A 26,990-nucleotide genomic window follows, 5' to 3' on the forward strand; every position below is an offset into this window, starting at 1 on the left:
GTGTGTTACACTCGGTTGTGAAACAAGTTGAAAACCCTAGGAGTGATGATGCAAAAAGGTGTCATGTCACAAGTGCAAACAGGTCGTCAGTACGCTAAAAAATGGCCGATGCGACAAGAGCTCGCTCCATTGTTTGCCGAATTTAGAGTGATCAAGGCCACTGATCTGGCAATTACAGTGATGCCAATATTGGCAATGCTGACCGTATTTATGCAAGTTAATTACTTAGGTAGTGATTATTTTCCACAAGCTATCACTATCGCGCTTTTCTTTTTATCACTACCACTTCAAGGTTTGTTGTGGCTAGGCCGCCGTGCAGAAACCCGTTTAGAGCCAGCAATGCTAAGTTGGTATACCGAGCTGCACAGTAAAATGAAGGCGCATGGTTATCAGTCACAATTAACGACTGAAAAACCACGCTACACCGATTTAGCTCAATTATTAAAAGATATGTTCGAAAAAATGGATAAAGCCTTCACTAAAGAACACTTCTAATCGCGAACAAACTGGCTCACATAAAACGATAAAGTTACTTTTTGTGGGCCTTGTTGCTCTATCTGTTGCCAGTGCTCTGGACGAAACTTCCACGCAAACGGCGTCATCATAATTAAATGTTTTATCTCATCGACCGACAACAGCACCTGTTGCTCTAACAAGTTTATCGACTCTTTGCTGAAGCCTGCTGGTGATTCTATCTCTGTATGCGGTTTTACATCGGCATAAATAAACGCTTTTAACTCTTTAAGGTGCCAAGGGCCAGGGCTTGCAACAATTAAACTAGCTTGCGGTTTGGCAAGGCGAGCAAGTTCTTGTGCAAATAAAGGGGCAAACACACTAACAAGCACATCAGCCTGCGCATCTGCAAAAGGGGCTTGGCTAATCGACGCGACACTAAAATGCGCATTTTCGTAACGCTTAGCGGCGTATTTTACCGCGGGCTTAGAAATATCAACACCATATACATCGGCACTCGACTGCGCTGCAATTGCTTGAGTGTAAAAGCCTTCACCACAGCCTAAATCAATAACTGAACTTGGTTCGAGAGATGCCACTAGCTCTGCTAAAGCTTGCTGTAAAAACAAATAGTGTCCGGCACTTAAAAAAGCGCGGCGAGCTTGCACCATTTCAAGATTATCGCCTGGTTGTTTAGACTTTTTATTTTGCACGGGAAGTAAATTGACATAACCCTCTTTGGCGATATCAAAACTGTGGTTGTTGTCACAACGGTAAGTTTTGTCGTTTAGAGTAAGTTCAAGTTTGCAAAGCGGGCAGTGATAGTGAAGACTCATGAGTCTAAATAGTCCTTATCATAAAAGGTTTTAACCCAATGAGGGCGATAGGTGATCATCAAGGTAATGGCCATGCCATTGAGCATTGCTTCAGGAAACCAAATTATGGCACACAGGATCAGATAGTTTTCTGAAATCTCAATAAAACTGTAATCACCAAGCAAGTAATAAAACACACCGCTGGTAAGTATTTTAATACAGGCGATAACAGCAGCGGTTAAAAACGCGCATAAAAAGATATAAATAAAAAAGTGTCTCGGCAGGTAGCTATAGCAAAGCACAAAACACAAATAGCTCAATGTAATTGGTAAAAAAGCAGTAAACAATAAATGCACTGGCAGTATTGATACTGGCAACTGAGCGACTAATACCAAGAGTAAACTTGCAAGAAGGCTTGCAAAAATAGCCAGTCGCCAGCCTAAAATTAGGGTCACTGCAGTGACCCCTAAAATATGCAATTCGAGGCCAGGCAATATCCCCGCTTTAATGCGCCACAGTACCGCAAGTACTAAAGCACATGCGAGCACACCAACTTGTCTTATTGGCGTTGCCAATAATTGTGATGCGCTTTGCTTATCAAAGCTGAGCCAAAGTATTAGAGCCACACAGCTCCACAAAGGGAGCTGCCATTGCAGTGTGTCTATCATGCGTTAAATGTTGACCAAATTGGCGCATGATCAGATGGTTTTTCGATACCACGTAATTCGTAATCGATACCAGACTCAACACAACGCTCAGCAAGAGCAGGGGTTGCTAAGATCACATCAATACGCAGACCGCGGTTGTCATCAAAACCTTTTGAGCGGTAATCAAACCACGAGTATTGCTCAGTTTTTTCTGGGTAAAGTTCACGGAAGGTATCTTTAAAGCCCCAGTTTAATAAAGTGCTTAACCATTCACGCTCTTCAGGTTGGAACGAACACTTACCTGTTTTTAACCAGCGCTTACGGTTTGGTTCACCAATACCAATGTCGAGATCGGTCGGTGAAATATTAATGTCGCCCATCACAATAACATCTTGCTCTGGCGTGTGGTTATCTTCTAAGTGAGTCATTAAATCTTTATAGAATTGACGCTTATAAGGGAATTTGGTTTCGTGGGCAATATTATCCCCTTGCGGGAAGTAGCCATTCATCACCGTTAGGTCACGACCATTTTCTTGTGTCACGGTAACACTGATCATACGACGCTGTGATTCGTCGGTATCGGTTGCAAAGCCTTTAACAACTGATTTTGGCTCTTGTTTACATAACATAGCCACGCCGTAATGCGCTTTTTGACCGTGAAAATAAACGTGATAACCCATTTTTTGCACGTCTTCGAGAGGGAAGGCCTCATCATGTACTTTGATTTCTTGTAAGCCAATAATATCTGGTTGATGTTTATCAATTACGGCTTGCAATTGGTGTAAACGAGCGCGCAGGCCGTTAATGTTAAATGAGATTACCTTCATGGTGCACCTATTATTTTTGTTTCAGTGTTTAGCGCAATTCTATCATCAAACTAGGGCTTATTCATGAGCTAATTACGAAAATCAAATTGGGTAAATGTTGATCAATTGCTGCTTAATTTAAAAACATTGTTAACTCACTATTAATTATTAAATTAAATAAATAATTCAGTTGATCTACTGATTTTTGTTTATATAATGCGCGCAAACCATCCGTTCATATTATGTACTATTTAAAGGTAAACCATGAAAAAACAATTAGTGATGCTTTCTCTTGCATGTATCTCATTTGGCTCATTAGCAAGCAACCCGCACTACTTTTCAGCTGATAACCGTATTGAATCAAAGTTATGTAGCTTAAGTGCGAACGAAGGGTTTACCGCTGCACGTAAAGAAGCAGCAAAGCATGGCATTTCAATGTCACGTTTTTCAAAAAGCATTTTATGTAACGGTACTGACATCCGTGAGATTGCTAAAAAAGCACAATCACAAGAAGCAGCAAAAGCAGCTGTTGAAGTGTTTGCTAAAAATGAGCAAAAAGAAACTCAACTTTGCATCACTGCACTTAAAAAAGGTTTAACACCTGTGCGTGAAAAAATTGGTAACTTAAATACGTTAAAATGTAATGGCGAAGCAGTAACAGACTTCGTTAAGCGTTACCAAAACGCAGCTATCTAATAGCGGCATTTTTGTTATTTGTAAAAAGCGCTCTTCGGAGCGCTTTTTTTATGAAAAAATTACAGTAATCCATGAAAAGCTTGCTAAATCATAGGCTTAACCTCAACTTAACCAGGCTGTAAGTGCTTGATTTTAGCCAATAAGGCATTTTGGCATTCAACTTGTAACAGTCGAAGTGAATCTAATCGACTACAAGGAAATGTCTTATGAACAAGTTAACTTTAGCATCAACAATTTTAGCAGCACTAAGTCTTTCAGCATGTTCTGCAAGTAACTCTTTAGCAAAAATCGACAGCGATTTTGGCAGCCTAGATAATGACAATGACGGTTATATCTCTAAGGTAGAAGCTGACGATGATGCAATTTGGGATCATTTTTCAAATATCGATACCAATATGGATGAGCAAATCAGCCGTACTGAATTTAATGCATATATGCAGTTAAATACAGGCAAGGTAGCAACTGATAGTGAGGTATCTGAATCAGCATTTAAAGCTGAAATCGCTAAATTTGACCCAATCGAAAATGACTTTAAATCGTTAGATAACGACAAAAATGGTTATGTTTCTATTGAAGAAGCCGATGACGACGATATCGCAAATCACTTTGGCTATATGGATAGCAACAAAGATAAGCGTGTAAGCCGTACTGAGTTTATTAATTACATTAGCAAATATGGCAGCGACGTTGCCGAAGATGATGCCCTTGAAATGGTTAAAAATAGCTAATTTCAATATCCATTCATAAATATCCCCCAAAGCCAGTGTTTTACACTGGCTTTTTTACAATAATTTTTCCAACCTTGGCCGACTTCTGTCATAATAGAGCGTTAGTGATTTAAAATGACCTTTAGTAGCGATGGCCACAAAACGTATCAGTGATGAACAGTTAATCGAAATCATAGAAGCCGCGATTTTTGTTGCTGGAAAACCTGTATCTAAACGTCATTTAAAAGAGACAGTATTAGCTGATTTAAGCGTATCTATGCCGCGCATTAATAATGCAATTGAACAAATTCAAACGCATTATCAAACCCGAGGCATTAAGCTTGTTGCAGTAGGCAGCGGTTACAGGTTTCAAGCCTGCGCTAGTTTAGCGCCTTGGCTGGCAAACTTATGGCAAGAGCGCGCACCTAAATACTCACGAGCACTACTAGAAACTTTATCCTTGATTGCCTATAGACAACCTATTACCCGTGGTGAAATTGAACAAGTACGGGGGGTTGCTGTTGGCTCAGGAATTATTAAAACCTTATTAGAAAGAGAGTGGGTCAGAGTTGTTGGCCACAAAGAGGTGCCTGGGCGCCCAGCGTTGTATGCCACAACATCCGCTTTCTTAGATTATTTTTCATTAGCTGGTTTAGATGAATTACCGCCGTTACCTGAACTTCAGGAGAGTAAAATCAACCAGCTATTGAGCGATCCTTCTGTGAGAGAACTATCTGAATGAGTAATGTAGAAACTGAAAAGTTACAAAAAGTATTAGCCCGTGCTGGCGTGGGTTCACGTCGTGAGATGGAAAAATACATCGATGCCAACCGTGTGAGCGTGAATGGTAAAGTGGCACGTTTAGGCGACCGTGTTGAAGCAACCGATGTAATTCGAGTTGACGGTCACGTAGTAAAAATTGAAGACAAAGCCGACCGTATTTGTCGTGTACTTATGTATAACAAACCTGAAGGCGAGTTATGTACACGTAAAGACCCTGAAGGTCGTCGTACGGTATTTGATCGTTTACCACGTGTTGATGGCGAACGTTGGATTGCAGTTGGCCGACTAGATATAAATACCGCTGGTTTAATGCTGTTTACTAACGATGGTGAACTTGCTAACCGTTTAATGCACCCAAGCTACGAAGTAGAGCGTGAGTACTCAGCTCGTGTGTTTGGTGAAGTGACTAACGAAACGCTACGCACTTTAACAAAAGGCGTTGAGCTTGAAGATGGTCCTGCAAAATTCTTAAACATCAAACCTATGGGCGGTGAAGGTATCAACCGTTGGTTCAATGTCACTTTAACAGAAGGTCGTAACCGCGAAGTACGTCGTTTATGGCAATCACAAGATGTTGAAGTATCGCGTCTTATCCGTATTCGTTACGGTAAGTTAGAGCTTGATAAGCGCTTGCCACAAGGTGGTTGGGCTGAGCTTGATTTAGACACGGTTAACTATTTACGTAAAACAGTACAACTAGGCCGCGAAACGCAAACTAAGCTGTCGGTTATTCCTGAAAAGCGTAAAGACAAACGTGCCAAAATTAACCAAATCCGTAAGGCGGTTAAAAAGCACAATCAACGCGCTAAACAAACTAAGCGTCGTTAATCAGAAATATAATTGTTTGCAGATAAACTAATTTATTTGCAAACAGGCATAAAAAAAGCAGCGATATCGCTGCTTTTTTTGTTTCATAATGCTAATTAAGCATTTTCAACTGCTGTACGTGGGTCAACATATTCCATGTTGAAAGCTTCAGCTACTTCTTTATAAGTAACTTTACCTTTGATCACGTTTAAGCCTTTTAAGAAGTTTGCATCGTCAAGAAGCGCTTTCTTGTAGCCTTTGTTAGCAAGGTTGATGATGAACGGTAATGTCGCGTTGTTAAGTGCGAACGTAGAAGTACGTGGTACAGCACCTGGCATGTTAGCAACACAGTAGTGAACAACGTCATCAACGATGTAAGTAGGATCAGCGTGAGTTGTCGCTTTAGAAGTTGCGATACAACCACCTTGGTCGATTGCAACGTCAACGATTGCAGAACCAGGCTTCATTGCTTTGATGTGCTCAGCTGTTACTAGTTTAGGCGCTGCTGCACCTGGGATTAGTACGCCACCGATCACAAGGTCAGCTTCTAGTACGTGTTTTTCTAGTGCGTCAGCAGTAGAGTAGATAGCTTTAACTTTATTACCAAACTGTGCGTCTAATGCACGTAGTACGTCGATGTTACGGTCAAGAACAACAACATCAGCACCTAGGCCAACAGCCATTTGCGCTGCGCTACGACCAACCATGCCGCCGCCGATAACAACAACTTTAGCTGGCTCAACACCTGGTACACCACCAAGTAACATACCACGGCCGTGGTTTGATTTTTCAAGCGCTTGTGCACCAGCTTGGATAGACATACGACCTGCAACTTCACTCATAGGAGCAAGAAGAGGTAAACCGCCACGTGAATCAGTTACTGTTTCGTAAGCGATACAGATTGCACCACTTTTAACTAGGTCTTCAGTTTGTGGAAGATCCGGTGCTAAGTGAAGGTAAGTAAATAGAATTTGGTCTTCGCGTAACATTGCACGCTCAACAGCTTGTGGCTCTTTTACTTTAACGATCATTTCAGCTTTAGCAAAAACGTCTGCTGCTGTTGGTAAAATTTCAGCACCAGCTGCAACATAATCTTCGTTAGTGAAGCCAATGCCCATACCAGCATCAGTTTCAACAAACACTTGGTGGCCATGGTTTACTAGTTCACGAACACTCGCAGGAACCATACCTACACGGTATTCATGGTTTTTGATTTCTTTAGGTACACCAATAATCATAGTTTTTCGCCTTAATAGAACGGGATAAAATTTTTGACTATTATATTCATGACCAGCCAGTGTGTCTCACCTTTTTTAAGTGGTATTCTAGTGATATAATCTGAAAATAAATTTTAAACAGTGCAAAACTCTGGTTTGGCTTATGCATCAATTACTCGACAGAATAGACCGTAAAATTTTAATGGAATTACAGCTCGATGGTCGGATCTCTAACGTAGAGCTGGCAAGGCGTGTAGGGCTAAGTGCCACCCCCTGTTTGGAGCGGGTAAAAAAGCTCGAAAGAGAGGGTTATATACTCGGATATAAAGCAGTAGTGGATCCTGCTAAACTTGGCCAAGGTTTGTCGGTTTATGTAGAAGTAACCATCACTAAAACCTCACCAGATGTTTTCGAAGAGTTTAACGCTGCAGTTAAAAAGCACGACGAAATAATTGAGTGCCATCTAGTATCGGGTAATTTCGACTTTTTATTAAAAACACGTGTAAATGATATGTCGGAATATCGAAATGTACTGGGTGATATTCTACTAAAACTACCAAATGTCAGTGAAAGCCGAACTTATGTGGTAATGGAAGAAGTAAAAGGTGAAGAAGGGGTCATTATTCGCCCATATATTGCCTAAACTGTTAAAATACATATTGAGTAACAAAAACTTGTTCATTATCAGTCCATCAAGGCTAAGATAAAGTGCATCAAACGGCATTTCCTGCTAAGGTATTTCACTGCTAATCGATCAGTAAAGAATAATAAGGAATAGGGAGCTATGCGCCTAAATGGTGTTCAAAGACTGTTAGAAACGGGGCTAATCATCAGCACCTTTGCTGCAGTATTTATTTTATGTGCATTAATCAGTTTTGATCCTGCGGACCCTTCATGGTCGCAAACCGGTGAATTTGTTAATGTTAAGAATATTACCGGCACAGCGGGATCTTGGGTTGCAGATATCCTATTACTCACTTTTGGCTGGCTTGCTTATTTAGTGCCTGTTGCCATTCAATTGTTCGGTTATTTATTGTTTAAACAGCCACACCGTATTTTCCAGCTAGATTACACCACGCTTGCCTTACGTGTTATTGGTTTTGCGCTGTTTATTACTTCAGCGACGGCAATCAGCAGCATTAATTTTGATGATATTTATAATTTCTCATCTGGTGGGGTAGTGGGGGATGTTATTGCTACAGCAATGATGCCAACCTTTAATTTTACCGGCACCTCAATTTTACTACTTTGTTTTTTCTTTGCTGGTTTAACCCTATTAACCGGTATTTCGTGGGTGCAATTTGTCGATTTTGTCGGCAAGTGGGTAATGAAAGCATTCTACTTTTTACGTGAGCAATTTTCTGCTTGGTTACATCGTGAAAAAGAAGCTGTTAAAGATATCGCCACTACAGAGCCAGACGCTAACTTTGTAGAGCCAGAAAACGAGCCAGCTATTAGCTTTAATGATGCAGATGAAGAAGAACCAAAGCCTACTAAGGCTAAGCAAAAGCCTGCTGAAAAAGCCGATGATGACTTTAAAGGCTTTGATGAACTAGACGATATTCTTGACCAAGAAATTGGTTTTAGTGCCCTTGATGATGAATCATTCGATACCGTATCGGCACTGAATGCGCTTGATCAGAGCCCAGTTGTTGAGCCTGAAAAACCTGTCACAACGGTTGTTTCGCCTGCGCGCCCTATGCCTAAACCAAAACCTGCATTTGAGCCACCGCCAACGGCAAAAGAAAAGTTTGAAGCACTGCTTGAAGAGCAGCCGCCTACAAACCCGCTACCATCACTTGATTTATTAGACCGCCCAGATAAAGCGAAAAACCCATTATCTCAAGAAGAGCTTGATGGAATCTCGCGTCTAGTTGAAACCAAATTACTTGATTTTAACATTCAAGCTGCGGTTGTGGGTGTTTACCCAGGTCCGGTTGTAACGCGTTTTGAGCTTGATTTAGCGCCGGGTATTAAAGTAGCTAAAATCACTGGCCTAGCGAAAGATTTAGCACGTTCACTGTCTGCTGTAAGCGTGCGTGTAGTAGAAGTTATTCCGGGTAAAACCTATGTGGGTTTAGAGCTGCCAAACAAACACCGTGAAATAGTGCGTTTAAGTGAAGTTATTAACGCGCCTAAGTTCGAATCAAACCCATCACCACTGACTATGGTGTTAGGTAAAGACATTGCTGGCGAGCCAGTGTGTGCTGACCTTGGCAAAATGCCACATTTACTTGTTGCGGGTACCACAGGTTCAGGTAAGTCAGTGGGCGTTAATGTAATGATATTAAGCTTACTGTACAAATCGGGCCCTGATGATGTTCGTATGATCATGATCGACCCGAAAATGCTTGAACTTTCTGTGTACGAAGGCATCCCACATTTATTATGTGAAGTTGTTACCGACATGAAAGAAGCAGCCAATGCATTGCGTTGGTGTGTAGGCGAAATGGAACGTCGTTATAAGCTAATGTCGGCACTAGGGGTGCGTAACTTAAAAGGTTACAACCAAAAAGTGTTGGATGCCAAAGAAGCGGGTCAACCGATTCTAGATCCACTGTTTAAAGACACCGACGGCATGGCCGATGGCCCTGAAGAGCTAGATAAACTGCCAAGTATTGTGGTGGTCATCGACGAATTTGCCGACATGATGATGATCGTGGGTAAAAAAGTGGAAGAGCTGATTGCACGTATCGCGCAAAAAGCACGTGCTGCAGGTATTCACTTAGTGCTAGCAACACAACGCCCATCGGTTGACGTAATTACAGGTTTGATTAAAGCGAATATTCCAACCCGTATGGCGTTCCAAGTTTCAAGTAAAATTGACTCGCGTACCATTTTAGATCAGCAAGGTGCTGAAAACTTACTTGGTATGGGTGACATGCTTTATTTACCGCCGGGTACTAGTGTACCAGTGCGTGTGCATGGTGCGTTTGTTGACGACCACGAAGTACATGCGGTTGTAGACGATTGGAAAAAACGTGGCAAACCAAATTATATTGATGAAATTTTAAGTGGCGATGCCACAGAAGAAATTTTACTACCAGGAGAAACCAGTGAAGACGGTGATGAAGAGTCAGATCCGCTTTACGATGAAGCAGTATCATTTGTAATTGAAACCGGCAAAGTGTCGGTATCGAGTGTACAGCGTAAGCTCCGTGTAGGTTATAACCGCGCAGCACGCTTAGTTGAACAAATGGAAACATCAGGCATTGTTAGCGCACCAGGACATAACGGTGCCCGCGAAGTCTTAGTGCCAAATGGTGGAGCAAATTAATGAAAAAAATTAAATACCTAGCCCTAATTATGGGTTGTTTATTAAGCGGTCAAAGTTTTGCAGACGACAGCGAAGCGTTGCAACAACAACTGGCTGCGATTAAAAGTTTTAAAGCAGAGTTTTCACAGCAGGTTACCGATTCGCAAGGCGAAGCTATCATGCAAGGTGAGGGGAATATTGCCCTTCAGCAACCTATGATGATCCGCTGGCAGCAACAAAGCCCAGACGATACCTTGTTTGTATCAAATGGCGACAAAACGTATTATTTCGACAGCTTTGCTGAGCAAGTAACGATTATGAATACCCACAGCCTGATTGATTCAACACCGTTTGTATTGTTGACGTCAAAAGATCCAGAGCAGTGGGCTAAATACCAAGTTGTGGCAACTGATGCAGGCTTTAGTGTCACGCCAAACAAAGGCGTTGAGAGCCAAGTTGAAAAGTTAGATATTAGCTTTAATGCTAAAGAGCAAGGCCTAGCATCACTGACAGTATTAGATACCTCTGGTCAGCAGTCTTTATTTACCTTTAAAGATGCTAAAGTAAACGAAGCACTTGCAACTCAAACCTTTGAATTTACCATTCCAGAAGGCGTTGAAGTTGACGACCAAAGCCAAGGTGATTAAGGCTTGAGTAATCTCGGATTTAATTTTGGTCCTGATGTGCGCCCACTTGCGGCGCGCATGCGACCCGAAACACTTAATGACTACATAGGTCAGCAGCACCTTTTAAGCCCCGATAAACCTCTTTACCAAGCCATTCTTGCTGGTCGATGCCACAGCCTCATTTTGTGGGGGCCGCCAGGCGTTGGTAAAACCACCTTAGCGCAGATTATTGCAAACCATGCCGATGCCAGCCTTATTCAAATGTCGGCAGTCACAGCAGGTGTAAAAGATATTCGTGAGGCCGTAAGCGAAGCAAAAGCAAATCTTGCTGGTCGAGGGCAGCGCACCTTATTGTTTGTTGACGAAGTGCATCGCTTTAATAAATCTCAGCAAGATGCATTTTTACCACATATTGAAGATGGTACTTTTATTTTTGTTGGCGCGACCACCGAAAACCCATCATTTGCACTTAATAACGCGATATTGTCTCGTGCCCGTGTGTATGTTTTAAAAGCACTTGAGCAAGCCGATTTATTTAACGTAATTGAACGCGCCTTACGTGAAGACGTAGAGCTTAGCCAAAAACACATAGACATTGCCGAAAACGCTAAGCAAGCGCTTTGCCAAGCAAGTGATGGCGATGCACGAAAAGTACTTAACCTGTTAGAACAAGCTGTTGATTTAACCTCGGAGCAGCAGGGTAAATACCTTGTTGACCAACATGTTTTAAGCCAAGTGCTGCCAACACACTTAGCCAAGTACGACAAAGGCGGTGATGAGTTTTACGACTTGATTTCAGCGTTTCATAAGTCAGTGCGAGGTAGTTCACCTGATGGTGCTTTGTATTGGTACTGCCGTATTTTAGCAGGTGGCGGCGACCCACTTTATGTGGCAAGGCGCTTATTAGCGATTGCTACAGAAGATATTGGCAATGCCGACCCGCGAGCAATGGAAGTCGCACTCAATGCGTGGAATATTTTTCAACGTGTAGGTCCTAGTGAAGGAGAGCGCGCTATTGCACAAGCCACCATTTATTTAGCCAGTGCCCCGAAAAGTAACGCTGTTTATATGGCGTTTAATCAAGCTATGCAAGATGCTAAAAATGAGCCGAGCCATCCGGTGCCAGAGCATTTACGCAATGCGCCAACTAGCTTAATGAAAGACTTAGGTTATGGCGCTGAATATCGGTATGCACATAATGAGGAAGGTGCGTTTGCAGCAGGTGAGAAGTATTTCCCTGAGGCAATTAATGATCGCCAGTATTACTTCCCAACCGACCGCGGGCTTGAACAAAAAATAAAACAAAAGCTGGACTATTTAACTCAGCGCAACGAGCAAAGTGATATTAAACGTTATGAATAGTTTGAAACTTTACATGATGATTGCAATGGGTGGCGCTTCAGGGGCATGTTTACGCTATTTTCTTAGCGAAACCATGCTAAAACTGCTCGGTAGGGGATTCCCTTTTGGCACGTTGACAGTTAATATTCTTGGTTCATTGTTAATGGGCATTTTATACGGCTTGATTGAAAAAGAAATAATCGCTGTTAGCCCCGCTAAAACCTTAATTGGTATTGGCTTTTTAGGTGCATTGACCACCTTTTCAACATTCTCAATGGATTCGTTGTTGCTCTTGCAACAAGGTCACTTTTTTAAAATGGCCCTCAATATCACCTTAAACGTGGTGGTGTGTATATTTATGGCTTGGCTGGGCCTTCAGCTGGTAATGCAAAAAGGTTAAAAATCGAACATGTTAGATTCTAAATATTTACGTCAAGATATCGAACAAGCGGCTGCACGTTTAGCGTCACGCGGTTACGAACTTGATACTGCAGCGGTAACTGCACTTGAAGAAAAACGCAAAACATTACAAGTAAAAACGCAAGAACTTCAAAGCGAGCGTAATGCAAGTTCCAAAGCTATCGGCCAAGCAAAAGCGAAAGGCGAGCACGGAAAAGCACAACAGCTGCTTGATTCAGTAAGTAATCTTGGCGATCAACTAGACAGCGTTAAAGCAGAGCAAGACGCAGTACTTGAAGAGCTTAAGCAAATTGCACTTGCTATTCCAAACCTACCTGATGAGTCTGTTCCAGTAGGTGAAGACGAAGATCAAAACGTTGAAATCTCAACCTGGGGTACGCCTAAGTCATACGACTTTGAAGTAAAAGATCACGTTGATGTTGGTCAAGACGTAAACGGCCTAGACTTTGAAATGGGCGTTAAAATCAGTGGCGCACGTTTTACTGTTATGCGTGGTCAAGTTGCACGTATGCACCGTGCTCTTACGCAGTTCATGCTTGATACGCACACAGAGAAAAACGGCTATATAGAAATGTATGTGCCTTACCTAGTTAATAGTGCAAGTTTATACGGCACAAGCCAATTACCTAAGTTTGCTGGTGACTTATTCCACACATTAGGTTTAGTAGATGACGACGGTCAGCAACAACCAGGTTTTAGCTTAATTCCTACTGCTGAAGTACCACTTACGAACAGTGCTCGTGACGAAATTTACGACGAAAGCGACTTACCAATTCGTTTAACCGCACATACACCTTGTTTCCGTAGTGAAGCCGGTAGCTATGGCCGTGATACACGTGGTCTTATTCGTCAGCACCAATTCGACAAAGTTGAATTAGTACAACTAGTAAAACCAGAAGATTCAATGCAAGCGCTAGAAGAGCTAACAGGCCATGCTGAGCAAATCTTACAAGCATTAGAACTTCCATACCGTAAAGTGATTTTATGTACGGGTGATATGGGCTTTGGCGCAGCAAAAACTTACGATTTAGAAGTATGGTTACCTGCACAAAACACCTATCGTGAAATCTCATCATGTTCAAACATGGTTGATTTCCAAGCGCGTCGTATGCAAGCGCGTTTCCGTCGTCAAGGCGAGAAAAAGCCAGAGCTACTTCATACACTAAATGGTTCAGGTTTAGCGGTTGGTCGTACACTGGTAGCAATCTTAGAGAACTACCAACAAGCTGATGGCTCAATTGTTGTACCAGAAGTATTACGCCCTTACATGGGTGGCTTAGAAGTTATTAAATAACATTTAAGCTCATAACGTTAAAAACCGTATTTGTGAAAACAAATGCGGTTTTTTTGTGTTTAAAGTTAATAATTAATTGCGGTACACAGCAGTTTTAGTAGACTAAAAAAAGTACTTTTCGTTTTATCACTAAACGACATAGTATTTTTTACAATACACGAAGGACTGCTGTTATGAAAAAACTACTCGCCGTAGCATCCGCTGCTTTATATTTAGCAAGCTCTGTCGCTTTTGCTAAAGACAAACCTAATATTCTGATCATATTCCCCGACGATGTTGGTTGGCAAAACGTAAGTGCTTATGGGCTTGGTACCATGGGTTACAAAACGCCAAACATCGATAAACTCGCCCATGAAGGTACCATGTTTACCGATCATTATGCGCAACCATCTTGCACAGCTGGGCGCGCTGCATTGATCACAGGCCAATATCCAATTCGTAGTGGCATGACTACCGTGGGACGACCTGGCGCAGAGCTTGGTTTAAAAGCGGGCTCTTATACCCTTGCTGAGGTTTTAAAAGAGCAGGGTTATGCAACAGGACAATTTGGTAAAAACCACTTAGGTGATCGCAACGAGCACCTACCTACAGTTCATGGCTTTGATGAATTTTTCGGAAATTTATATCACTTAAATACTCAAGAAGAGTTTGAGCAACGTGATTACCCGAAAGATCCTGAATTTTTCAAAAAGTATGGTACGCGAGGTGTTTTACATACTTACGCCACAAATGTAGATGACAAAACTGTTGATCCTCGTTTTGGTAAAGTAGGTAAGCAAAAAATTAAAGATACTGGCCAGCTTTCTCGTGAGCGAATGAAAACCGTTGATAAAGAGTTTATGGACGCAAGCATAGACTTTATTAAACGAGCGCAAAAAGCTGATAAACCTTTCTTTGTATGGTTTAACCCAAGCCGCATGCACATGTACACGCGTTTAAGTGATGAAAGCCGTTATTTGGCAGCAGACTACACTACAGAGCATGATTTATACGGCAGTGGCTTGATTGAGCATGACCAACAAGTGGGTGAGTTAATGGCTACTCTGGAAGGTATGGGTGCCCTAGATAACACCATTGTGATTTATTCTACTGATAATGGCCCAGAGCACAGCGCTCGATTACATGGCGGTACAACACCGTTCCGCGGTGAAAAAATGACAACATACGAAGGCGGTGTACGTGTTCCTATGATTGTTCGTTGGCCAGGTAAAGTTCCAGCAAATACCGTATTAAATGGCATTCAGTCACACATGGATATTTATACAACCCTTGCAGCAGCAGCGGGTGAACCAAATATCGTGAAAAAAGCGCTTAAAGAACACAAGCAACCGATTGATGGCGTAAACAACTTAGATTACTGGTTAGGTAAAACAGACGAAAGTGCGCGTGATAGTTTTCTGTATTATTACGAATCAAGCATTAAAGCCGTACGTTACAAACAGTGGAAGCTTCATTTCGAAACAAGCGAAAACTATTACGCTCAGTACGAAAAGCAAAAGTTTCCGATTATCTATAACTTACGTATGGACCCGTTTGAAAGCTTTGATGGCTTAACAGATCGCTCAGACATAGTGCAAGCTAAGCAATGGTTAAATGAGCCTGTACAACACTTACTCGGTGAGCACATTAAGACACTATCTGAATATCCACCACTGCAAAAAGCGACCAGTTTCGACTTTAGTCAGTTAATGGAACAGTTGATGTCTGGTAAGCAGTAACACTCACTAAAACGATTTATTGAGTTGTTTTTAAATAAATAGCCGCATTGGGAAGCAAATAAGCTAACCGTGCGGCTTTTTGCTTTTGGGACGAAAAGGCTGGGTATAGTAAGCTCAAAGTGGATCTAAAGCTGAACAATCAACGTATTCAAAGCATTAAGTTAATAGTGTGAAGCAATATGAGTAATAAACAAAAGTCTGTTCCAACATCACGGTTTTCACGCGCTGCTCGGCTTGGCTCATTAGCTGGTAAAGTCGCGGGTAATATGCTGTTTGAAGGCACAAAAGCATGGGCGACGGGCAAGCAAACATCACGACAAGAGTTACTGTTACAGCCCAAAAATATTCAGCGCTTTGCCGAACAGCTTGCAAACCTGCGTGGTGCCGCAATGAAATTGGGCCAGCTGTTATCCATGGATAGTGGCGAATTACTTACTCCTGAGCTATCTGCAATTTTAGCAAGGCTGCGTTCAGAAGCGACACCTATGCCGCAAAAGCAGCTAGTTAAAGTAATGCGTGAGCATTGGGGTGATGCGTGGTTAGAGCAATTATCGCATTTTGAACTCAGACCATTTGCTGCGGCATCAATAGGGCAAGTGCATATTGCTTATCGAGAATCGGGCGAAAAGTTAGCAGTTAAAGTGCAATACCCAGGTATTGCAAAAGGCATTGCTAGTGATGTTGATAACTTAGCTTACCTTCTTAAGCTCAGTGGCTTATTACCCAAAGAGGTAGAAATACAGCCTCTTATCGATGAAGCAAAACAACAACTTATAAACGAAGCAGACTACGAGTTAGAAGCTAATTATTTAAAACGCTACAGCGAGCGTTTAAAAGGTGACGACAATTACCTTATTCCTAATGTGGTAGATTCGCTTAGTTCTTCTCAAGTTTTAGTAATGAGTTTTGTTGAAGGACAAGAGCTAGATGAGTTGGCAAGCACTGAGCAAGCGCTACGTAATAAAGCGGTTGAACAGTTACTCAGCTTATTTTTACGCGAATTATTTAGCTTTAAACTAGTTCAAACAGATCCAAACTTTGCCAATTATCAATATCAAATCGACAATCAACGCTTAGTACTTTTTGATTTTGGCGCCACCCGCGAACTACCTCAGCATATTAGTGATGGTTATTTACAGTTATTATCTGCCGCGATTAATAACGACAGAGCAGGTGTGGCAACAGCAGCACAGCAAATTGGCTATTTTCAACAAGGGCTCGCTCAAGAATATATAGATAATGTCGTTGATATATTTCTTCTCGCTTGCGAACCACTGCGCCACCAAGGTGAATATGATTTTGCGAATAGCGACTTACCAAAACGCATTAAAGAACTCGGCCTAAAAATGAGTACCGCCTCAGAGCATTGGCACGCACCACCCGTAGATGCCTTGTTCGTTCACAGAAAACTAGCAGGCCTCTTTTTAATCGCTGCAAAGCTAGGCGCAAAAGTGAATGTGAACAGTATTTTTAAGGAGTTTGAAGTAAAGAGGGATAAATAATAGAGTCGGGTGAAGTGGAGATAAATGGTGTCAATCAGAGATACTTCTACTCTTAGCCTATCTCTTTTTAAATAAATATGTGGTCTATTTGAGAAGTTTGACTTTTTCTTATACTTAAATGCAAGACCTCACTCATTGAATAGGTTGAAAAAATAACTTTCATACCCATATACCTTAATGCACTATGAATGTTTAGGATAGTCATTTAACAAAAAACAAGTATTGTTTTCCATTTAAAGTATAGCTTCACAAAAACGTTAAAGTTCAAGGATGTATATATGGCAGCTACAATTAAGTTTTTCCCAGTCGGTAACGGCGACATGTCCCTTATTACTACTTCGTCAGGTAAAAATATTCTAATTGACTGTAATATAAGGTCTGGCAAAGAGTACCCTGATGTTGTAACGCAACTCCGCGAGTGTCTGACTAGAGATAGTAAAAATCGTTTATTCGTCGATATTTTTGTATGGACTCACCCTGACAAAGATCACTGTAATGGAATCAAGAAACATTTTCATCTAGGTGAACCATCAGGTTGGAATGAAAAAGATGATAAAATATTTATAAATGAAGTGTATTCATCACCTATTGTTTTTAGGCGTGCAGAAAAAAACACTAAGAAAAATAGTTTAACGTTATGTGAAGATGCAAAGGCGTTTAATAAAGAAGTGAAGCGCCGTGTAAACTTATACAAGAAGAACAAAAAAATTGGTAAAAGTGGTGACTTAGTCAAAGTACTTGGTGAGGACGAAAAAGGTAAAACTGACGATATACAAAATATTGTACATAAGTTGGACTCTGAGATAAAAATGACAAACGATTTGTCTGCTATCTTATTAGGGCCAAGCCCTATTGCAGAGTTAGAAACAGATGAGGACAAACTTAGTTCAAATGAATCTAGCGTGATGATGAACTATGAAATTAAAGTTAATGGTTTTTCTACTAAATTTTTTACTCTTGGTGATGCTGAAGTAGTTTGCAATGAAGCTTTGTGGAAACGTAAATCTGACTCTAAAACGACAAAGGATTTAACTTATAATATTTTGCAGGTTCCACATCACTGCTCATGGCGTTCAATAAGTCACGATAGTTTAAAAGATGCCAAAAAAAACCAAACAAGAGCTAGAGTATCTAAATGCGCATTAAATGCATTAGATGAAGCAGAAAAAAATGCAATTATAGTTGCTAGCTGTAATCACATTAAAAATGATGATAATAATCCTCCCGCTTATAAAGCAAAAAAAGAATATGAGAAAATAGCTGATCGAGTAAAAGGTTCATTTAAATGTGTTGATGACCATAAGAACAGCAAAAAAGAAAACGTTCCTTTGACTATAGTCATTGATGGCAGTACCTCTAAGGTAAAGTCAGCAGCAAGTTTGTCTGCTTGCTCTAATCACACACCACGTAAAGTTAATCGCGATGGTAGCGGCGGATATGCATAACCTAACTGATATAGCTGATGAAATTGATACACTTCTAGCCCCTTTTGGGGCTAGAAAATTATCAACAGTTGAGATGAATAGTCATCGTGGTAATTTTTCTGGATGGGAAATAGAGCTAGAAATAATTCATGATAATGAACCTGTTATCATAGATTTGGTTCTTCCAAACTCTTTTCCGGCAGTTTTACCTGATATTTTCCTGAAAAGACCTAAACTAATGGAGCTGTCTTTCCCTCACTTAGAGAGCAATGGTAAATTGTGTATTTGGGACAACATGACATGTGTTAACCCTAAAGACCCCTCGTTTATCGTCGAGCTATTGGAAGATACTGCATTACTAATCAAAGATGGGTTAAATGGAGCATTAGACCAAGATTTTCATAATGAATTTACTAGTTATTGGAATTACCATAATAAAACAGGAAACTTCAAGCGTAGTATTTGTGACCTGCAATGTAAAAGAACAAGGCGAATTTTTGTAAACTATAGCAAAGGGCAACATACCTTTGGGGATAATGAAAATATATTAATTTCATTTCTAAATAATATTAGCTCAAATAATATTGATTTTACAGGTTACACGCTCGAGAAGAGCTTATTGATATGCTTAAACGATACTTGGCTACCATCGCAGTTTCCGAATACAATTCAAGAGCTACTGCAGCTAGTCAAAGCAGATAGTTCAAATCAAAAAATGAGTTATATTGAAAGAGAGTTGTTGAACACCATTAATGTAAATCAAGCTTATCCATCCTTACTAGTGTCATTTAATACTCCAAATAATACATGTGTAATTTCTATTGAGTTTGAAAGCTCAATTAACAAGCGAAAAAGTCAGTATCACAAGGTTACAGCTAAGCATGGGTTTAACCAGACAATGCCGGTAGAGGCATTTTTAGCACGAGTTTCTAATTTTAAAATTTTTGGCCGTAACGTAACTAGGCATGATCAAAGCTGGATTATGGGGCGAGATCATAACACCGAAGCCATGTGGTTGAGTGATGAAGTTATAACTATTATCGGATGTGGTTCTGTTGGTGCTGCAACTGCTAGATTGTTATTACAGTCTGGTGTTATGAATTTGAACCTTTTTGATGGTGAGCTTTTAGGTACAGAGAACCCTTCTAGACACCTATTAGGCTGCTCTTCTGCGGGGCTAAGCAAAACTGAAGAGTTAGCGAAGAGACTTCGCGCTGATTTCCCATTATCGAAAATAAATGCTTACAAGGCATGGACTGCTTATGATGAACAGGGAGTATCTTTTACTGCACTTGAAAATTCTGAAATAATTGTAAGCTGCACAGCTGATTGGTTAACAGACCAAGCATTAATAGACATGCAAACACAGCATAACTTTGGTCCGATTGTATTTTCATTTGTGGAGCCACATGCAATGGCGGGACATGTTATAGTCAATCCAGAAGGCTCAAATGCATTTAACTCTTTGCACATTGTTGACACCAACAGAGTAGGGCAGTTAATAGTTCCTGCTACTCAATGGCAAGAATCAACTATTCGAAAGGTACCTGCTTGTGCTGGGTCTTTTCAACCTTATGGTGTGGTATCTCTGATACATACGCAATCTATGCTTGTAGAGACAATATTAGAACATTTAAACTCTAAAGAATTGTTACCACCGACACATTCTGTTTGGTTTGAGTCTACGGAAAAATTAAACCTACTAAATGGAGAGTGGTCAGACTCATGGATAAATGAGTATGGTTCCCCAGGTGATGGTAAATGTCAAAAGAGGTTTGCCTATGATGGGACTCATTGGATTAAACAATAATGATCGTTTTTAGAAGTGAAGAATTAGACTTAGAGTTATCATTTTCCTGCAAAATTATACAGGAATTTCAAAAATATCGACAAACTGGTTCTAAATTGGAAACTGGTGGTATGTTGTTCTCCTCATCGGTAAATTCTAATATTGTAGAAATTGATTTGATTTCGTCTCCATCGAACTCAGATATAAGTAGGCGTTTTCAATTTATTCCTAATAAGCGTTCAGCCCAAGCTATAATCGACAAAAATTTTGAAAATAATTACCACTATATTGGAGATTGGCACACCCACCCTGAGTCATGTCCTTCGCCATCAACCCAAGATCTAAAGACTATAAAGTCATTATTTATAGAATCTAAACATGATCTTACTTTCCTAGTTATATTGATTTTGTGTCAATCCAATGACTTTAAAAATTCTTACGTAGCTTTTGCGAATGAAAGAATGGTATATAGGTGTGAAGTTAAAGCATCTTAAATTAATGCCTTTAGGGCTTGCAATTATTGATCTTGAAATATTAAATAAAAAATAGAAATTTAGGAGATATACTAATTTGGGAACACTGGCTAAATTATTTGATACTTACTCGTTGCGCGCAAGAATTAAACCTGCTGCATTTATTGTTTTACCTATTGCTTTATCGATTATAACATTTTACGAGCCGGCTAGAACAGCTGGGGGGGTACTTATTACTTTTTTAACGTCTTTTGGAGTTATGAGTTATACCGCAAATCAAATGTCAACCCAGGGAAATATAGTACAAAAAAGATTATTTAATAAGTGGGGAGGCAGCCCATCAACTATACTTTTGAGATATAGCAATGACGAGATCGATGTAAACACAAAACAACGATATCAAAAATTTTTAAGTAAACATATTCCCGGCTATGAAGCTATTACGCCTGAAGAAGAAGCTGCAAACCCTTTGATTACGGAAAGAAAATATGAAAGTGCAATTAAGTATCTTCTTGAACATACAAGGGATAAACAAAAGTACAATTTGATATTTAGCGAGCTTATTACTTATGGTTACAGCCGTAATACATTTGCGTTTAAATGGTTATCTGTAGTTATATCTAGCTCTTCCTTGATTGTTTCATCGATGATAATTTACTTAACTCACCTGGAAAATAAAGCCATTACTTTAAAGCTAATTTTTACGATTCCTTTCGAACAAACAGCATTGGTCGTTTTTTTATTATTGTTACTTTTCAATTCATTATTTCTTGTTAATGAAAATTGGGTCAGGGTTCGTGCATTTGCATATGGTAAAAGACTACTTGCAGCTTGCGATAAAATAGATTAAGAACACGAGTGAAAGTGAAAGAGCATAAAGATTTAAGTCAACATTAAATTTTTCTGGTTTTTCTCGCAACTTACTCTCTTCTAGAGTTTTCTCTTTTAATTCTAAATGAAAAATGGAAATTTTTTATAAATACACCTCGGTAATGTCAGCACTAAAATGCCCCATCTCCTGTGAAACGGTCTCCAAAGCCGTTTCATATTTAAGCCTTAATCTTTTCAGCTCAACCACCCTTTCTTGGGCATAGCTTTGACTTAACTCGTGTGACCTGTTGAAAACAGCAAAGTGGGATTAGATGCTTTTGAAATTGATTCCGACCATTTTCAATAATTGCGGTTTTAAGTATTAACTTGATAAATTAAAGTATCACGCTTAATTAAAGAATGCGTCATAGACTCGACTGCTTGAGCTTGGCTATGTTGGAAGTTCAGTTAGTAGTAACTAATTTTAGATGACTCTGATGGAGTTAAAGACAAGACTCTCATTATGGGATGTTTAAATTATTATTGCTATTAAACCCTACAAAAATTGATTTACACATTTACAATGTGGAATGAAGATTTTCAACACTAGATTGAATTCCAATTGGCTGGAAAAGCTTTTTACCTTTAGGGTACATAGCGTAAACTTCTCCAATATCTAATATAAAATGAATATCCTGTTCTCTGTTTGATAGAACCTTTCCTAAGTATAAATTTGCTATATACAGACCTGCTAGTGCTTGTAACACGTTACCTAAATTTGCTTTATTAAAATGCTCTCTGCGTTCATGTTTTAAGTAGTTATAGTCACTCCACCATGAAGGAGACTTGCCTTCGTTAAAATCTTCCCATGGAATAAATTGCAGTTCGAATTCGAAAGATTGTACTTTTTCAGTTATCAGCCCTTTTTGATTTTCAACTACATAATCACGATAAATCGCTATGTTTGCTTCTTTAGATTTTTTAGAGGGGCAAATACTACATATTTCTTTGAGAACGACTTCTACCTCTGCACAAATAGCTAGATAGAGCTTCGCTAGCTCAATGGAATATGTTTTAAAGTTATCACTGGTGAAATGGATGTAACGTGACATTGCATATACATCTGATTCTAGCGAAAGATAATAACGCCAATGTAGATTTTGTTTCATTGATTCCATTCAAAATAGCCTTTTAGGCTAATTGCTCCACTTATCGATGACAGGTTACATGTCTCTTTAATATTAATTCTTTAACTCGAAAAATACCTTTGATCTTTAATTTCATCAAGGTAGAAGAGAACATACTTTAAAAAGTAAAATAAACTTACAGGAAAGTAAATTTAATTAACTTATTGAATAGGGAGTAGAAAAATGGTCGGCATAGCAGGATTTGAACCTGCGACCCCTGACACCCCATGACAGTGCGCTACCAAGCTGCGCTATATGCCGACGTTGCAAGCCATAGTACGGCTTTTTTTATAAAAATCAATATCTCCGCAGTTCGATTGCCTGTTAATTGTTCAGGCAATCGGTATTAAATCAATGGGCTAGAGGTTAATCTAGCCAATCGTTGATCGTTTTGTACATAAAGTCGCGTATTAATGGCTGAGCATCGGCATTAGGGTGCAGGTTATCGTTTTGCATAAGTTCTGGACGGCCTGCAATACTAAGCATGAAAAAGGGCATGAGCTCAGAATCTGTTTCATCGGCAATGGTTTTAAAGCTATCGGTGAAAAGTTTGGTATAACGCGGGCCATAGTTAGGTGGAATTTGCACTTCCATTACGGCGGTTTTCGCCCCGATTTGTTGGCTTTTTGTTATTAAATCACGTAGGTTAGCTTGCAGGCGTTTAATAGGGAAACCTCGTAAACCATCGTTTCCGCCAAGCTCAATGAGTACATGAGTGGGTTCAAATTCGCTCAGTAACGCGTCGAGTCGTCTAAGGGCACCGCCTGTGGTTTCACCGCTAATACTGGCGTTTACTAGGTATACAGATTGGTCTTTTTCATCGTACTTATCTTGTAACAATTTAACCCAGCCTTGCTCTTGTTTAAGTCCGTAAGCGGCGCTTAAACTGTCACCTAGAATTAAAATTGTGTTGTCAGCTGCTGCCGTAAGTGGTTTGATTACTAACAGTAAAACGAATATAAAACGTAGGATTGGATGCATCATATGTCAGCGCTTTCTCAATTAAACATCATTCAAGTTAAAGGACTTTCTAAAACGGTCACCACGGTTGAGGGCGACCTGACCATCCTCAGTGACATCAGCTTTAATGTCAAGTCGGGCGACTCAGTTGCAGTGGTAGGCACCTCTGGTTCGGGTAAGTCTACTTTATTAAGTTTATTAGCAGGCCTTGACCAATCTACCGGTGGTAGTATCCATTTAGATGGAGCCGCATTACACGAATTAGATGAAGAAGCACGGGCAGCACTTCGCGCTGAAAAAGTAGGTTTTGTGTTTCAGTCTTTCATGCTTGTACAAAGTTTAACAGCCCTTGAAAACGTAATGCTTCCCGCTGAGCTTGCGGGTAGCAAAGACGCTAAGCAGCAAGCACTTGAGCTACTCGAAAAAGTAGGCTTAAGCCATCGTGTTGGTCATTACCCCTCGCAATTATCTGGTGGTGAGCAGCAACGTGTAGCAATTGCGAGAGCATTTATTGGCACACCGAAAATTTTATTCGCCGATGAACCATCTGCGAACCTAGATAGCAAAAACGGTAAGTTAATTGAGTCTTTATTATTTGAACTAAATAAAGAGCACGGCACGACACTCATTTTAGTAACCCATGATGAGCAGCTTGCACAAAAGTGTCAGCAAATTTTACATATTGAAGCAGGGCAGCTAGTAACTGTAAAAGAAAACGAAGGAGTGCAAGCGAATGTGGGCTAAATTAGCACTAAAACTGTTTTCACGTGAGTTTAAGCGTGGCGAATTAACAGTGATCAGTGCAGCAATAGCCTTAGCTGTTCTCACTGTTTTAACACTGTCTATGGTTACCGACCGAATTGGTCAAAGTATTGAAGAAAAAAGCAGTGCCTTTATTGCCGCTGATCGCGTTTTAGCAAGTAACCATGCTTTACCTGCTGAGTTTTTAGATAAAGCCAACCAAGATAACTTACGCACCGCTAAAATAACTTACTTCGATACCATGTTATTTGCCGGTGACGAAATGCAACTTGGCTCGGTTAAAGCGGTATCAAATACTTATCCGTTAAAAGGTGAGTTAAAAGTAAAAACCAGCCTGACTGGCCAACCACAAGTAACAAACGACATCCCTAGTCGTGGTGAAGTGTGGTTAAGTGAATCTGTGTTTTATGCGCTGAATATTAAGGTGGGGGATAAAGTAGAGCTTGGCGCTGCTACGTTTACGGCTAGTCATGTTGTAGCCGAAGAGCCAGATGCACCGTTTAATGTGTTCTCGAGCAGCCAGCGAATCTTAATTAATGAAGCAGACATTGCTGTTACAGAGGTAATTCAGCCGGGCAGCCGGGTGTTTTACCGCCAACTTTATGCTGGCGACAAAGACAACTTAGATAGCTTTTATGCGTGGTTAAAACCACAGATGAAAGAAAACCAGCGTTGGTATGGTGTTAAAGACCGCCAGTCACCTATTTCTAATAGTTTAAATCGTGCCGAAAGCTATTTATTGCTAGCTGGTTTGCTTGGCATTATTTTAGCTGCTGTTGCTATTGCGGTATCGGCGAAACGTTATTGTGAGCGTCAGTACGACCCAGTTGCGATGATGAAAACGCTCGGCGGTAGCCGCGCTATGATCCGTAAAATCTATTTATTACATTTGAGCCTTGTATGTTCAATGTCGGTGATTGTCGGTTTACTGATTGGTTATGGTTTACAAGCGGTTGCGACGGATTATTTAGCACAAACCATGGGCACAGCACTGCCGAGCGCATCGGCAAAACCTTGGATCATTGCGATTAGCACGGGTGTGATTTGTGCAGTTATGTTTTCAATTAAACCGCTACTCGATTTATTTGATATTCCGCCGCTGCGTGTACTTCGCCGTAACTTAGGCGACCGTTTATTGGTAAGTCAAGTGCATCTTACTATGTCGGCACTTACTGTGTTTTTACTGATGTGGTTATTTAGTAACAATATCAAAATTAGTGCAATTTTGTTCCTTTCGACGGCATTTTTAATTGCGGTGTTATTTGGCTTATCAAAGGTTATTTTTGGTGGTGGCCGCAAACTCGGTTTAAGCCCAGGTAACAGTTGGTCATTGGCGATTGCGTCAATTCAAAAGCGTGCCAATGTGAATGCGGTACAATTAATTAGCTTTGCTTTGGCTATCAAGTTATTACTGTTTTTAATTGTACTTAAGAACGACATGATTTCGGATTGGCAGTCTCAGCTTCCTGAAAATGCACCTAATTCATTTTTAGTGAACATTACTGAGCAAGAGTTAGAGCCTATAACTAGCTTCTTAGCGCAAAACGATATGCCAACGTCTGATTTCTATCCGGTTGTTCGTGGCCGTGTAAACGCTGTCAATGGCGAGTTGGTTGCCCGCGAAGTATCGCAAGAAGACAACGAAAAGAAAGATGAAGAAGCCCGCTCTGGTATTGGCCGTGAGTTAAATCTAACTTGGCGTAAAGACTTGCCTAATCAAAACGAGCTTATCGACGGTGCATGGTTTACTGAAGACTCAGTAGCTGAGGCATCGGTAGAAGAGTCGATGCTTGAACGCCTTGATGTAAAAATTGGCGATACGCTTACCTTCTTAATTGGTGCACAATCATTCGATGCAAAAATTACCAGTGTGCGCAAGGTTAATTGGACCACGCTTAAACCTAACTTCTTTATTATTTTGAGCCCTGATGTGCTTGCGAGTTTTCCTGCTACTTATATTTCATCAGTAAATGTTAAAGCAGAGAAAAAACGAGAGTTTAATGAGCTAATGCGTCAATACCCCACGGTTAACGTGATAGATGTTGAAAGCTTCATTAAACAAATTCGCTCAACCATAGAGCAAGTATCGTTAGCGATTGGCTTTGTACTAGCGATTGTGGTTGCCTGTGGCGCTTTAGTACTTATTTCACAAGTGCAAGCAAGTTTGGGTGAGCGAATGCAAGAGATTGTTATTTTGCGAACTTTAGGTGCTAAAGGGCGCTTAATTAAAAATGCCACCTTATATGAGTTTTTACTATTAGGCGTTACTGCAGGTTTAGTCGCTGCCATTGTCAGTGACATCGCTCTGTTAATAGTGCAAAAACAAATGTTCGATTTAGCAGGTAAGTTCCACCCTCATATTTGGGTGATTGGCCCAGCCGTCGGTGGCTTATTCGTGGCATGTTTGGGCTATTTGATGATAGCGCGAACAATGCGAAAAAATACCCAAGGCTTATTACGCTCACTCGCGTAAAAGTCTCTTGAAGGTTGGCTATAA

At 40.4% G+C, this 26,990-nt stretch carries 25 protein-coding genes and 1 tRNA gene; 19 read left to right on the plus strand and 7 right to left on the minus strand.

What is annotated here, in order from left to right:
• Positions 1 to 48 precede the first annotated feature (48 nt).
• A complete protein-coding gene (gene yfbV, locus PASHI_RS07675) occupies positions 49 to 495 on the plus strand; it encodes a terminus macrodomain insulation protein YfbV (protein ID WP_054552963.1) in 447 nt (148 codons plus the stop codon).
• On the opposite strand, the gene PASHI_RS07680 is transcribed toward yfbV, so the two are convergent.
• Genes PASHI_RS07680 through xthA form a run of 3 tightly spaced genes read right to left on the minus strand, consistent with a single transcriptional unit; the run spans position 492 to position 2,742 of the window.
• Positions 492 to 1,289: a putative RNA methyltransferase gene (locus tag PASHI_RS07680; RefSeq protein ID WP_062565160.1), complete on the minus strand. Its 798-nt coding sequence runs from the start codon at positions 1,287 to 1,289 to the stop codon at positions 492 to 494. The genes yfbV and PASHI_RS07680 overlap by 4 nt on opposite strands.
• Positions 1,286 to 1,936 (minus strand): energy-coupling factor ABC transporter permease, encoded by a 651-nt coding sequence (locus tag PASHI_RS07685; protein ID WP_152996508.1) that lies wholly within the window; start codon positions 1,934 to 1,936, stop codon positions 1,286 to 1,288. The genes PASHI_RS07680 and PASHI_RS07685 overlap by 4 nt, the downstream gene beginning before the upstream one ends.
• Positions 1,933 to 2,742, minus strand: a complete 810-nt coding sequence (gene xthA, locus PASHI_RS07690) for an exodeoxyribonuclease III (protein ID WP_054552965.1) — start codon at positions 2,740 to 2,742, stop codon at positions 1,933 to 1,935. Before xthA ends, PASHI_RS07685 begins: the two co-directional genes overlap by 4 nt.
• 243 nt (positions 2,743 to 2,985) lie before the next feature.
• Between xthA and PASHI_RS07695 the strand changes: the two genes are divergently transcribed.
• From PASHI_RS07695 to rluB, 4 genes are all read left to right on the plus strand, one after another.
• Entirely contained in the window at positions 2,986 to 3,417 is a 432-nt protein-coding gene (locus tag PASHI_RS07695) for a hypothetical protein (RefSeq protein WP_054561271.1), read from the plus strand.
• Positions 3,418 to 3,623: 206 nt separating this feature from the next.
• On the plus strand, positions 3,624 to 4,145 hold the full coding sequence (locus tag PASHI_RS07700) for an EF-hand domain-containing protein (RefSeq protein WP_062565161.1): 522 nt from the start codon (positions 3,624 to 3,626) through the stop codon (positions 4,143 to 4,145).
• A gap of 130 nt (positions 4,146 to 4,275) precedes the next feature.
• Positions 4,276 to 4,866, plus strand: a complete 591-nt coding sequence (gene scpB, locus PASHI_RS07705; protein WP_062565162.1) for an SMC-Scp complex subunit ScpB — start codon at positions 4,276 to 4,278, stop codon at positions 4,864 to 4,866.
• On the plus strand, positions 4,863 to 5,735 hold the full coding sequence (gene rluB / locus PASHI_RS07710) for a 23S rRNA pseudouridine(2605) synthase RluB (RefSeq protein WP_055198703.1): 873 nt from the start codon (positions 4,863 to 4,865) through the stop codon (positions 5,733 to 5,735). The genes scpB and rluB overlap by 4 nt, the downstream gene beginning before the upstream one ends.
• Positions 5,736 to 5,830: 95 nt before the next feature.
• Here the strand turns inward: rluB and ald are convergent, their stop codons facing one another.
• The gene (gene ald, locus PASHI_RS07715) at positions 5,831 to 6,952 is read right to left on the minus strand and encodes an alanine dehydrogenase (protein WP_062565163.1); all 1,122 of its coding nucleotides are present in this window, start codon (positions 6,950 to 6,952) and stop codon (positions 5,831 to 5,833) included.
• 142 nt (positions 6,953 to 7,094) lie between these two features.
• Between ald and lrp the strand changes: the two genes are divergently transcribed.
• From lrp to PASHI_RS07775, 12 genes are all read left to right on the plus strand, one after another.
• Positions 7,095 to 7,574, plus strand: coding sequence for a leucine-responsive transcriptional regulator Lrp (lrp, locus tag PASHI_RS07720; RefSeq protein WP_054552971.1), 480 nt, complete (start codon positions 7,095 to 7,097; stop codon positions 7,572 to 7,574).
• A 141-nt stretch (positions 7,575 to 7,715) separates the two neighbouring features.
• A complete protein-coding gene (locus PASHI_RS07725) occupies positions 7,716 to 10,208 on the plus strand; it encodes a DNA translocase FtsK (RefSeq protein ID WP_062565164.1) in 2,493 nt (830 codons plus the stop codon).
• Positions 10,208 to 10,834 carry an outer membrane lipoprotein periplasmic chaperone LolA gene (lolA, locus tag PASHI_RS07730; protein WP_062565165.1) on the plus strand — a complete coding sequence of 209 codons (627 nt, stop codon included), beginning with the start codon at positions 10,208 to 10,210 and terminating at the stop codon, positions 10,832 to 10,834. The genes PASHI_RS07725 and lolA overlap by 1 nt, the downstream gene beginning before the upstream one ends.
• Before the next feature lie 3 nt (positions 10,835 to 10,837).
• Positions 10,838 to 12,175, plus strand: coding sequence for a replication-associated recombination protein A (locus PASHI_RS07735; RefSeq protein ID WP_062565166.1), 1,338 nt, complete (start codon positions 10,838 to 10,840; stop codon positions 12,173 to 12,175).
• Positions 12,168 to 12,554 (plus strand): fluoride efflux transporter CrcB, encoded by a 387-nt coding sequence (crcB, locus tag PASHI_RS07740; protein WP_082389253.1) that lies wholly within the window; start codon positions 12,168 to 12,170, stop codon positions 12,552 to 12,554. The genes PASHI_RS07735 and crcB overlap by 8 nt, the downstream gene beginning before the upstream one ends.
• Positions 12,555 to 12,563: 9 nt before the next feature.
• A complete protein-coding gene (gene serS, locus PASHI_RS07745; protein ID WP_062565167.1) occupies positions 12,564 to 13,868 on the plus strand; it encodes a serine--tRNA ligase in 1,305 nt (434 codons plus the stop codon).
• Between the two features lie 173 nt (positions 13,869 to 14,041).
• Positions 14,042 to 15,586, plus strand: a complete 1,545-nt coding sequence (locus PASHI_RS07750) for an arylsulfatase (protein WP_062565168.1) — start codon at positions 14,042 to 14,044, stop codon at positions 15,584 to 15,586.
• A 179-nt stretch (positions 15,587 to 15,765) separates the two neighbouring features.
• Entirely contained in the window at positions 15,766 to 17,088 is a 1,323-nt protein-coding gene (locus PASHI_RS07755; RefSeq protein ID WP_062565169.1) for an ABC1 kinase family protein, read from the plus strand.
• Between the two features lie 278 nt (positions 17,089 to 17,366).
• Positions 17,367 to 18,533, plus strand: a complete 1,167-nt coding sequence (locus PASHI_RS07760; RefSeq protein ID WP_062565170.1) for a ComEC/Rec2 family competence protein — start codon at positions 17,367 to 17,369, stop codon at positions 18,531 to 18,533.
• Positions 18,511 to 20,322, plus strand: a complete 1,812-nt coding sequence (locus tag PASHI_RS07765; RefSeq protein WP_082710889.1) for an E2/UBC family protein — start codon at positions 18,511 to 18,513, stop codon at positions 20,320 to 20,322. The genes PASHI_RS07760 and PASHI_RS07765 overlap by 23 nt, the downstream gene beginning before the upstream one ends.
• Positions 20,322 to 20,795, plus strand: a complete 474-nt coding sequence (locus PASHI_RS07770; protein WP_062565172.1) for a Mov34/MPN/PAD-1 family protein — start codon at positions 20,322 to 20,324, stop codon at positions 20,793 to 20,795. Before PASHI_RS07765 ends, PASHI_RS07770 begins: the two co-directional genes overlap by 1 nt.
• A 76-nt stretch (positions 20,796 to 20,871) precedes the next feature.
• A complete protein-coding gene (locus PASHI_RS07775; RefSeq protein ID WP_062565173.1) occupies positions 20,872 to 21,624 on the plus strand; it encodes a hypothetical protein in 753 nt (250 codons plus the stop codon).
• Between the two features lie 538 nt (positions 21,625 to 22,162).
• Here the strand turns inward: PASHI_RS07775 and PASHI_RS07780 are convergent.
• From PASHI_RS07780 to PASHI_RS07790, 3 genes are all read right to left on the minus strand, one after another.
• A complete protein-coding gene (locus PASHI_RS07780) occupies positions 22,163 to 22,762 on the minus strand; it encodes a hypothetical protein (RefSeq protein ID WP_062565174.1) in 600 nt (199 codons plus the stop codon).
• A gap of 193 nt (positions 22,763 to 22,955) precedes the next feature.
• Positions 22,956 to 23,032: transfer RNA gene (locus PASHI_RS07785), tRNA-Pro, on the minus strand.
• 105 nt (positions 23,033 to 23,137) lie between these two features.
• A complete protein-coding gene (locus tag PASHI_RS07790; RefSeq protein WP_062565175.1) occupies positions 23,138 to 23,755 on the minus strand; it encodes an arylesterase in 618 nt (205 codons plus the stop codon).
• Here PASHI_RS07790 and PASHI_RS07795 point away from each other — a divergent pair, their 5' ends adjacent.
• Together PASHI_RS07795 and PASHI_RS07800 are read left to right on the plus strand one after the other, a co-directional pair.
• Positions 23,756 to 24,475 (plus strand): ABC transporter ATP-binding protein, encoded by a 720-nt coding sequence (locus PASHI_RS07795; RefSeq protein WP_054553007.1) that lies wholly within the window; start codon positions 23,756 to 23,758, stop codon positions 24,473 to 24,475.
• Positions 24,465 to 26,966, plus strand: a complete 2,502-nt coding sequence (locus PASHI_RS07800) for an ABC transporter permease (RefSeq protein WP_062565176.1) — start codon at positions 24,465 to 24,467, stop codon at positions 26,964 to 26,966. The genes PASHI_RS07795 and PASHI_RS07800 overlap by 11 nt, the downstream gene beginning before the upstream one ends.
• Positions 26,967 to 26,990: the final 24 nt, after the last annotated feature.

Origin of the sequence: Pseudoalteromonas shioyasakiensis (genome assembly GCF_001550135.1) — a bacterium.
In the GTDB taxonomy this organism is placed as follows: Bacteria; Pseudomonadota; Gammaproteobacteria; order Enterobacterales; family Alteromonadaceae; genus Pseudoalteromonas; species Pseudoalteromonas shioyasakiensis.

Coding starts and splice junctions, on each gene's coding strand:
- yfbV (WP_054552963.1), top strand. CDS start 49: ATGCAAAAAGGTGTCATGTCACAAGTGCAAACAGGTCGTCAGTACGCT.
- PASHI_RS07680 (WP_062565160.1), bottom strand. CDS start 1,289: ATGAGTCTTCACTATCACTGCCCGCTTTGCAAACTTGAACTTACTCTA.
- PASHI_RS07685 (WP_152996508.1), bottom strand. CDS start 1,936: ATGATAGACACACTGCAATGGCAGCTCCCTTTGTGGAGCTGTGTGGCT.
- xthA (WP_054552965.1), bottom strand. CDS start 2,742: ATGAAGGTAATCTCATTTAACATTAACGGCCTGCGCGCTCGTTTACAC.
- PASHI_RS07695 (WP_054561271.1), top strand. CDS start 2,986: ATGAAAAAACAATTAGTGATGCTTTCTCTTGCATGTATCTCATTTGGC.
- PASHI_RS07700 (WP_062565161.1), top strand. CDS start 3,624: ATGAACAAGTTAACTTTAGCATCAACAATTTTAGCAGCACTAAGTCTT.
- scpB (WP_062565162.1), top strand. CDS start 4,276: ATGGCCACAAAACGTATCAGTGATGAACAGTTAATCGAAATCATAGAA.
- rluB (WP_055198703.1), top strand. CDS start 4,863: ATGAGTAATGTAGAAACTGAAAAGTTACAAAAAGTATTAGCCCGTGCT.
- ald (WP_062565163.1), bottom strand. CDS start 6,952: ATGATTATTGGTGTACCTAAAGAAATCAAAAACCATGAATACCGTGTA.
- lrp (WP_054552971.1), top strand. CDS start 7,095: ATGCATCAATTACTCGACAGAATAGACCGTAAAATTTTAATGGAATTA.
- PASHI_RS07725 (WP_062565164.1), top strand. CDS start 7,716: ATGCGCCTAAATGGTGTTCAAAGACTGTTAGAAACGGGGCTAATCATC.
- lolA (WP_062565165.1), top strand. CDS start 10,208: ATGAAAAAAATTAAATACCTAGCCCTAATTATGGGTTGTTTATTAAGC.
- crcB (WP_082389253.1), top strand. CDS start 12,168: ATGAATAGTTTGAAACTTTACATGATGATTGCAATGGGTGGCGCTTCA.
- serS (WP_062565167.1), top strand. CDS start 12,564: ATGTTAGATTCTAAATATTTACGTCAAGATATCGAACAAGCGGCTGCA.
- PASHI_RS07750 (WP_062565168.1), top strand. CDS start 14,042: ATGAAAAAACTACTCGCCGTAGCATCCGCTGCTTTATATTTAGCAAGC.
- PASHI_RS07755 (WP_062565169.1), top strand. CDS start 15,766: ATGAGTAATAAACAAAAGTCTGTTCCAACATCACGGTTTTCACGCGCT.
- PASHI_RS07760 (WP_062565170.1), top strand. CDS start 17,367: ATGGCAGCTACAATTAAGTTTTTCCCAGTCGGTAACGGCGACATGTCC.
- PASHI_RS07765 (WP_082710889.1), top strand. CDS start 18,511: ATGGTAGCGGCGGATATGCATAACCTAACTGATATAGCTGATGAAATT.
- PASHI_RS07770 (WP_062565172.1), top strand. CDS start 20,322: ATGATCGTTTTTAGAAGTGAAGAATTAGACTTAGAGTTATCATTTTCC.
- PASHI_RS07780 (WP_062565174.1), bottom strand. CDS start 22,762: ATGGAATCAATGAAACAAAATCTACATTGGCGTTATTATCTTTCGCTA.
- PASHI_RS07790 (WP_062565175.1), bottom strand. CDS start 23,755: ATGATGCATCCAATCCTACGTTTTATATTCGTTTTACTGTTAGTAATC.
- PASHI_RS07795 (WP_054553007.1), top strand. CDS start 23,756: ATGTCAGCGCTTTCTCAATTAAACATCATTCAAGTTAAAGGACTTTCT.
- PASHI_RS07800 (WP_062565176.1), top strand. CDS start 24,465: ATGTGGGCTAAATTAGCACTAAAACTGTTTTCACGTGAGTTTAAGCGT.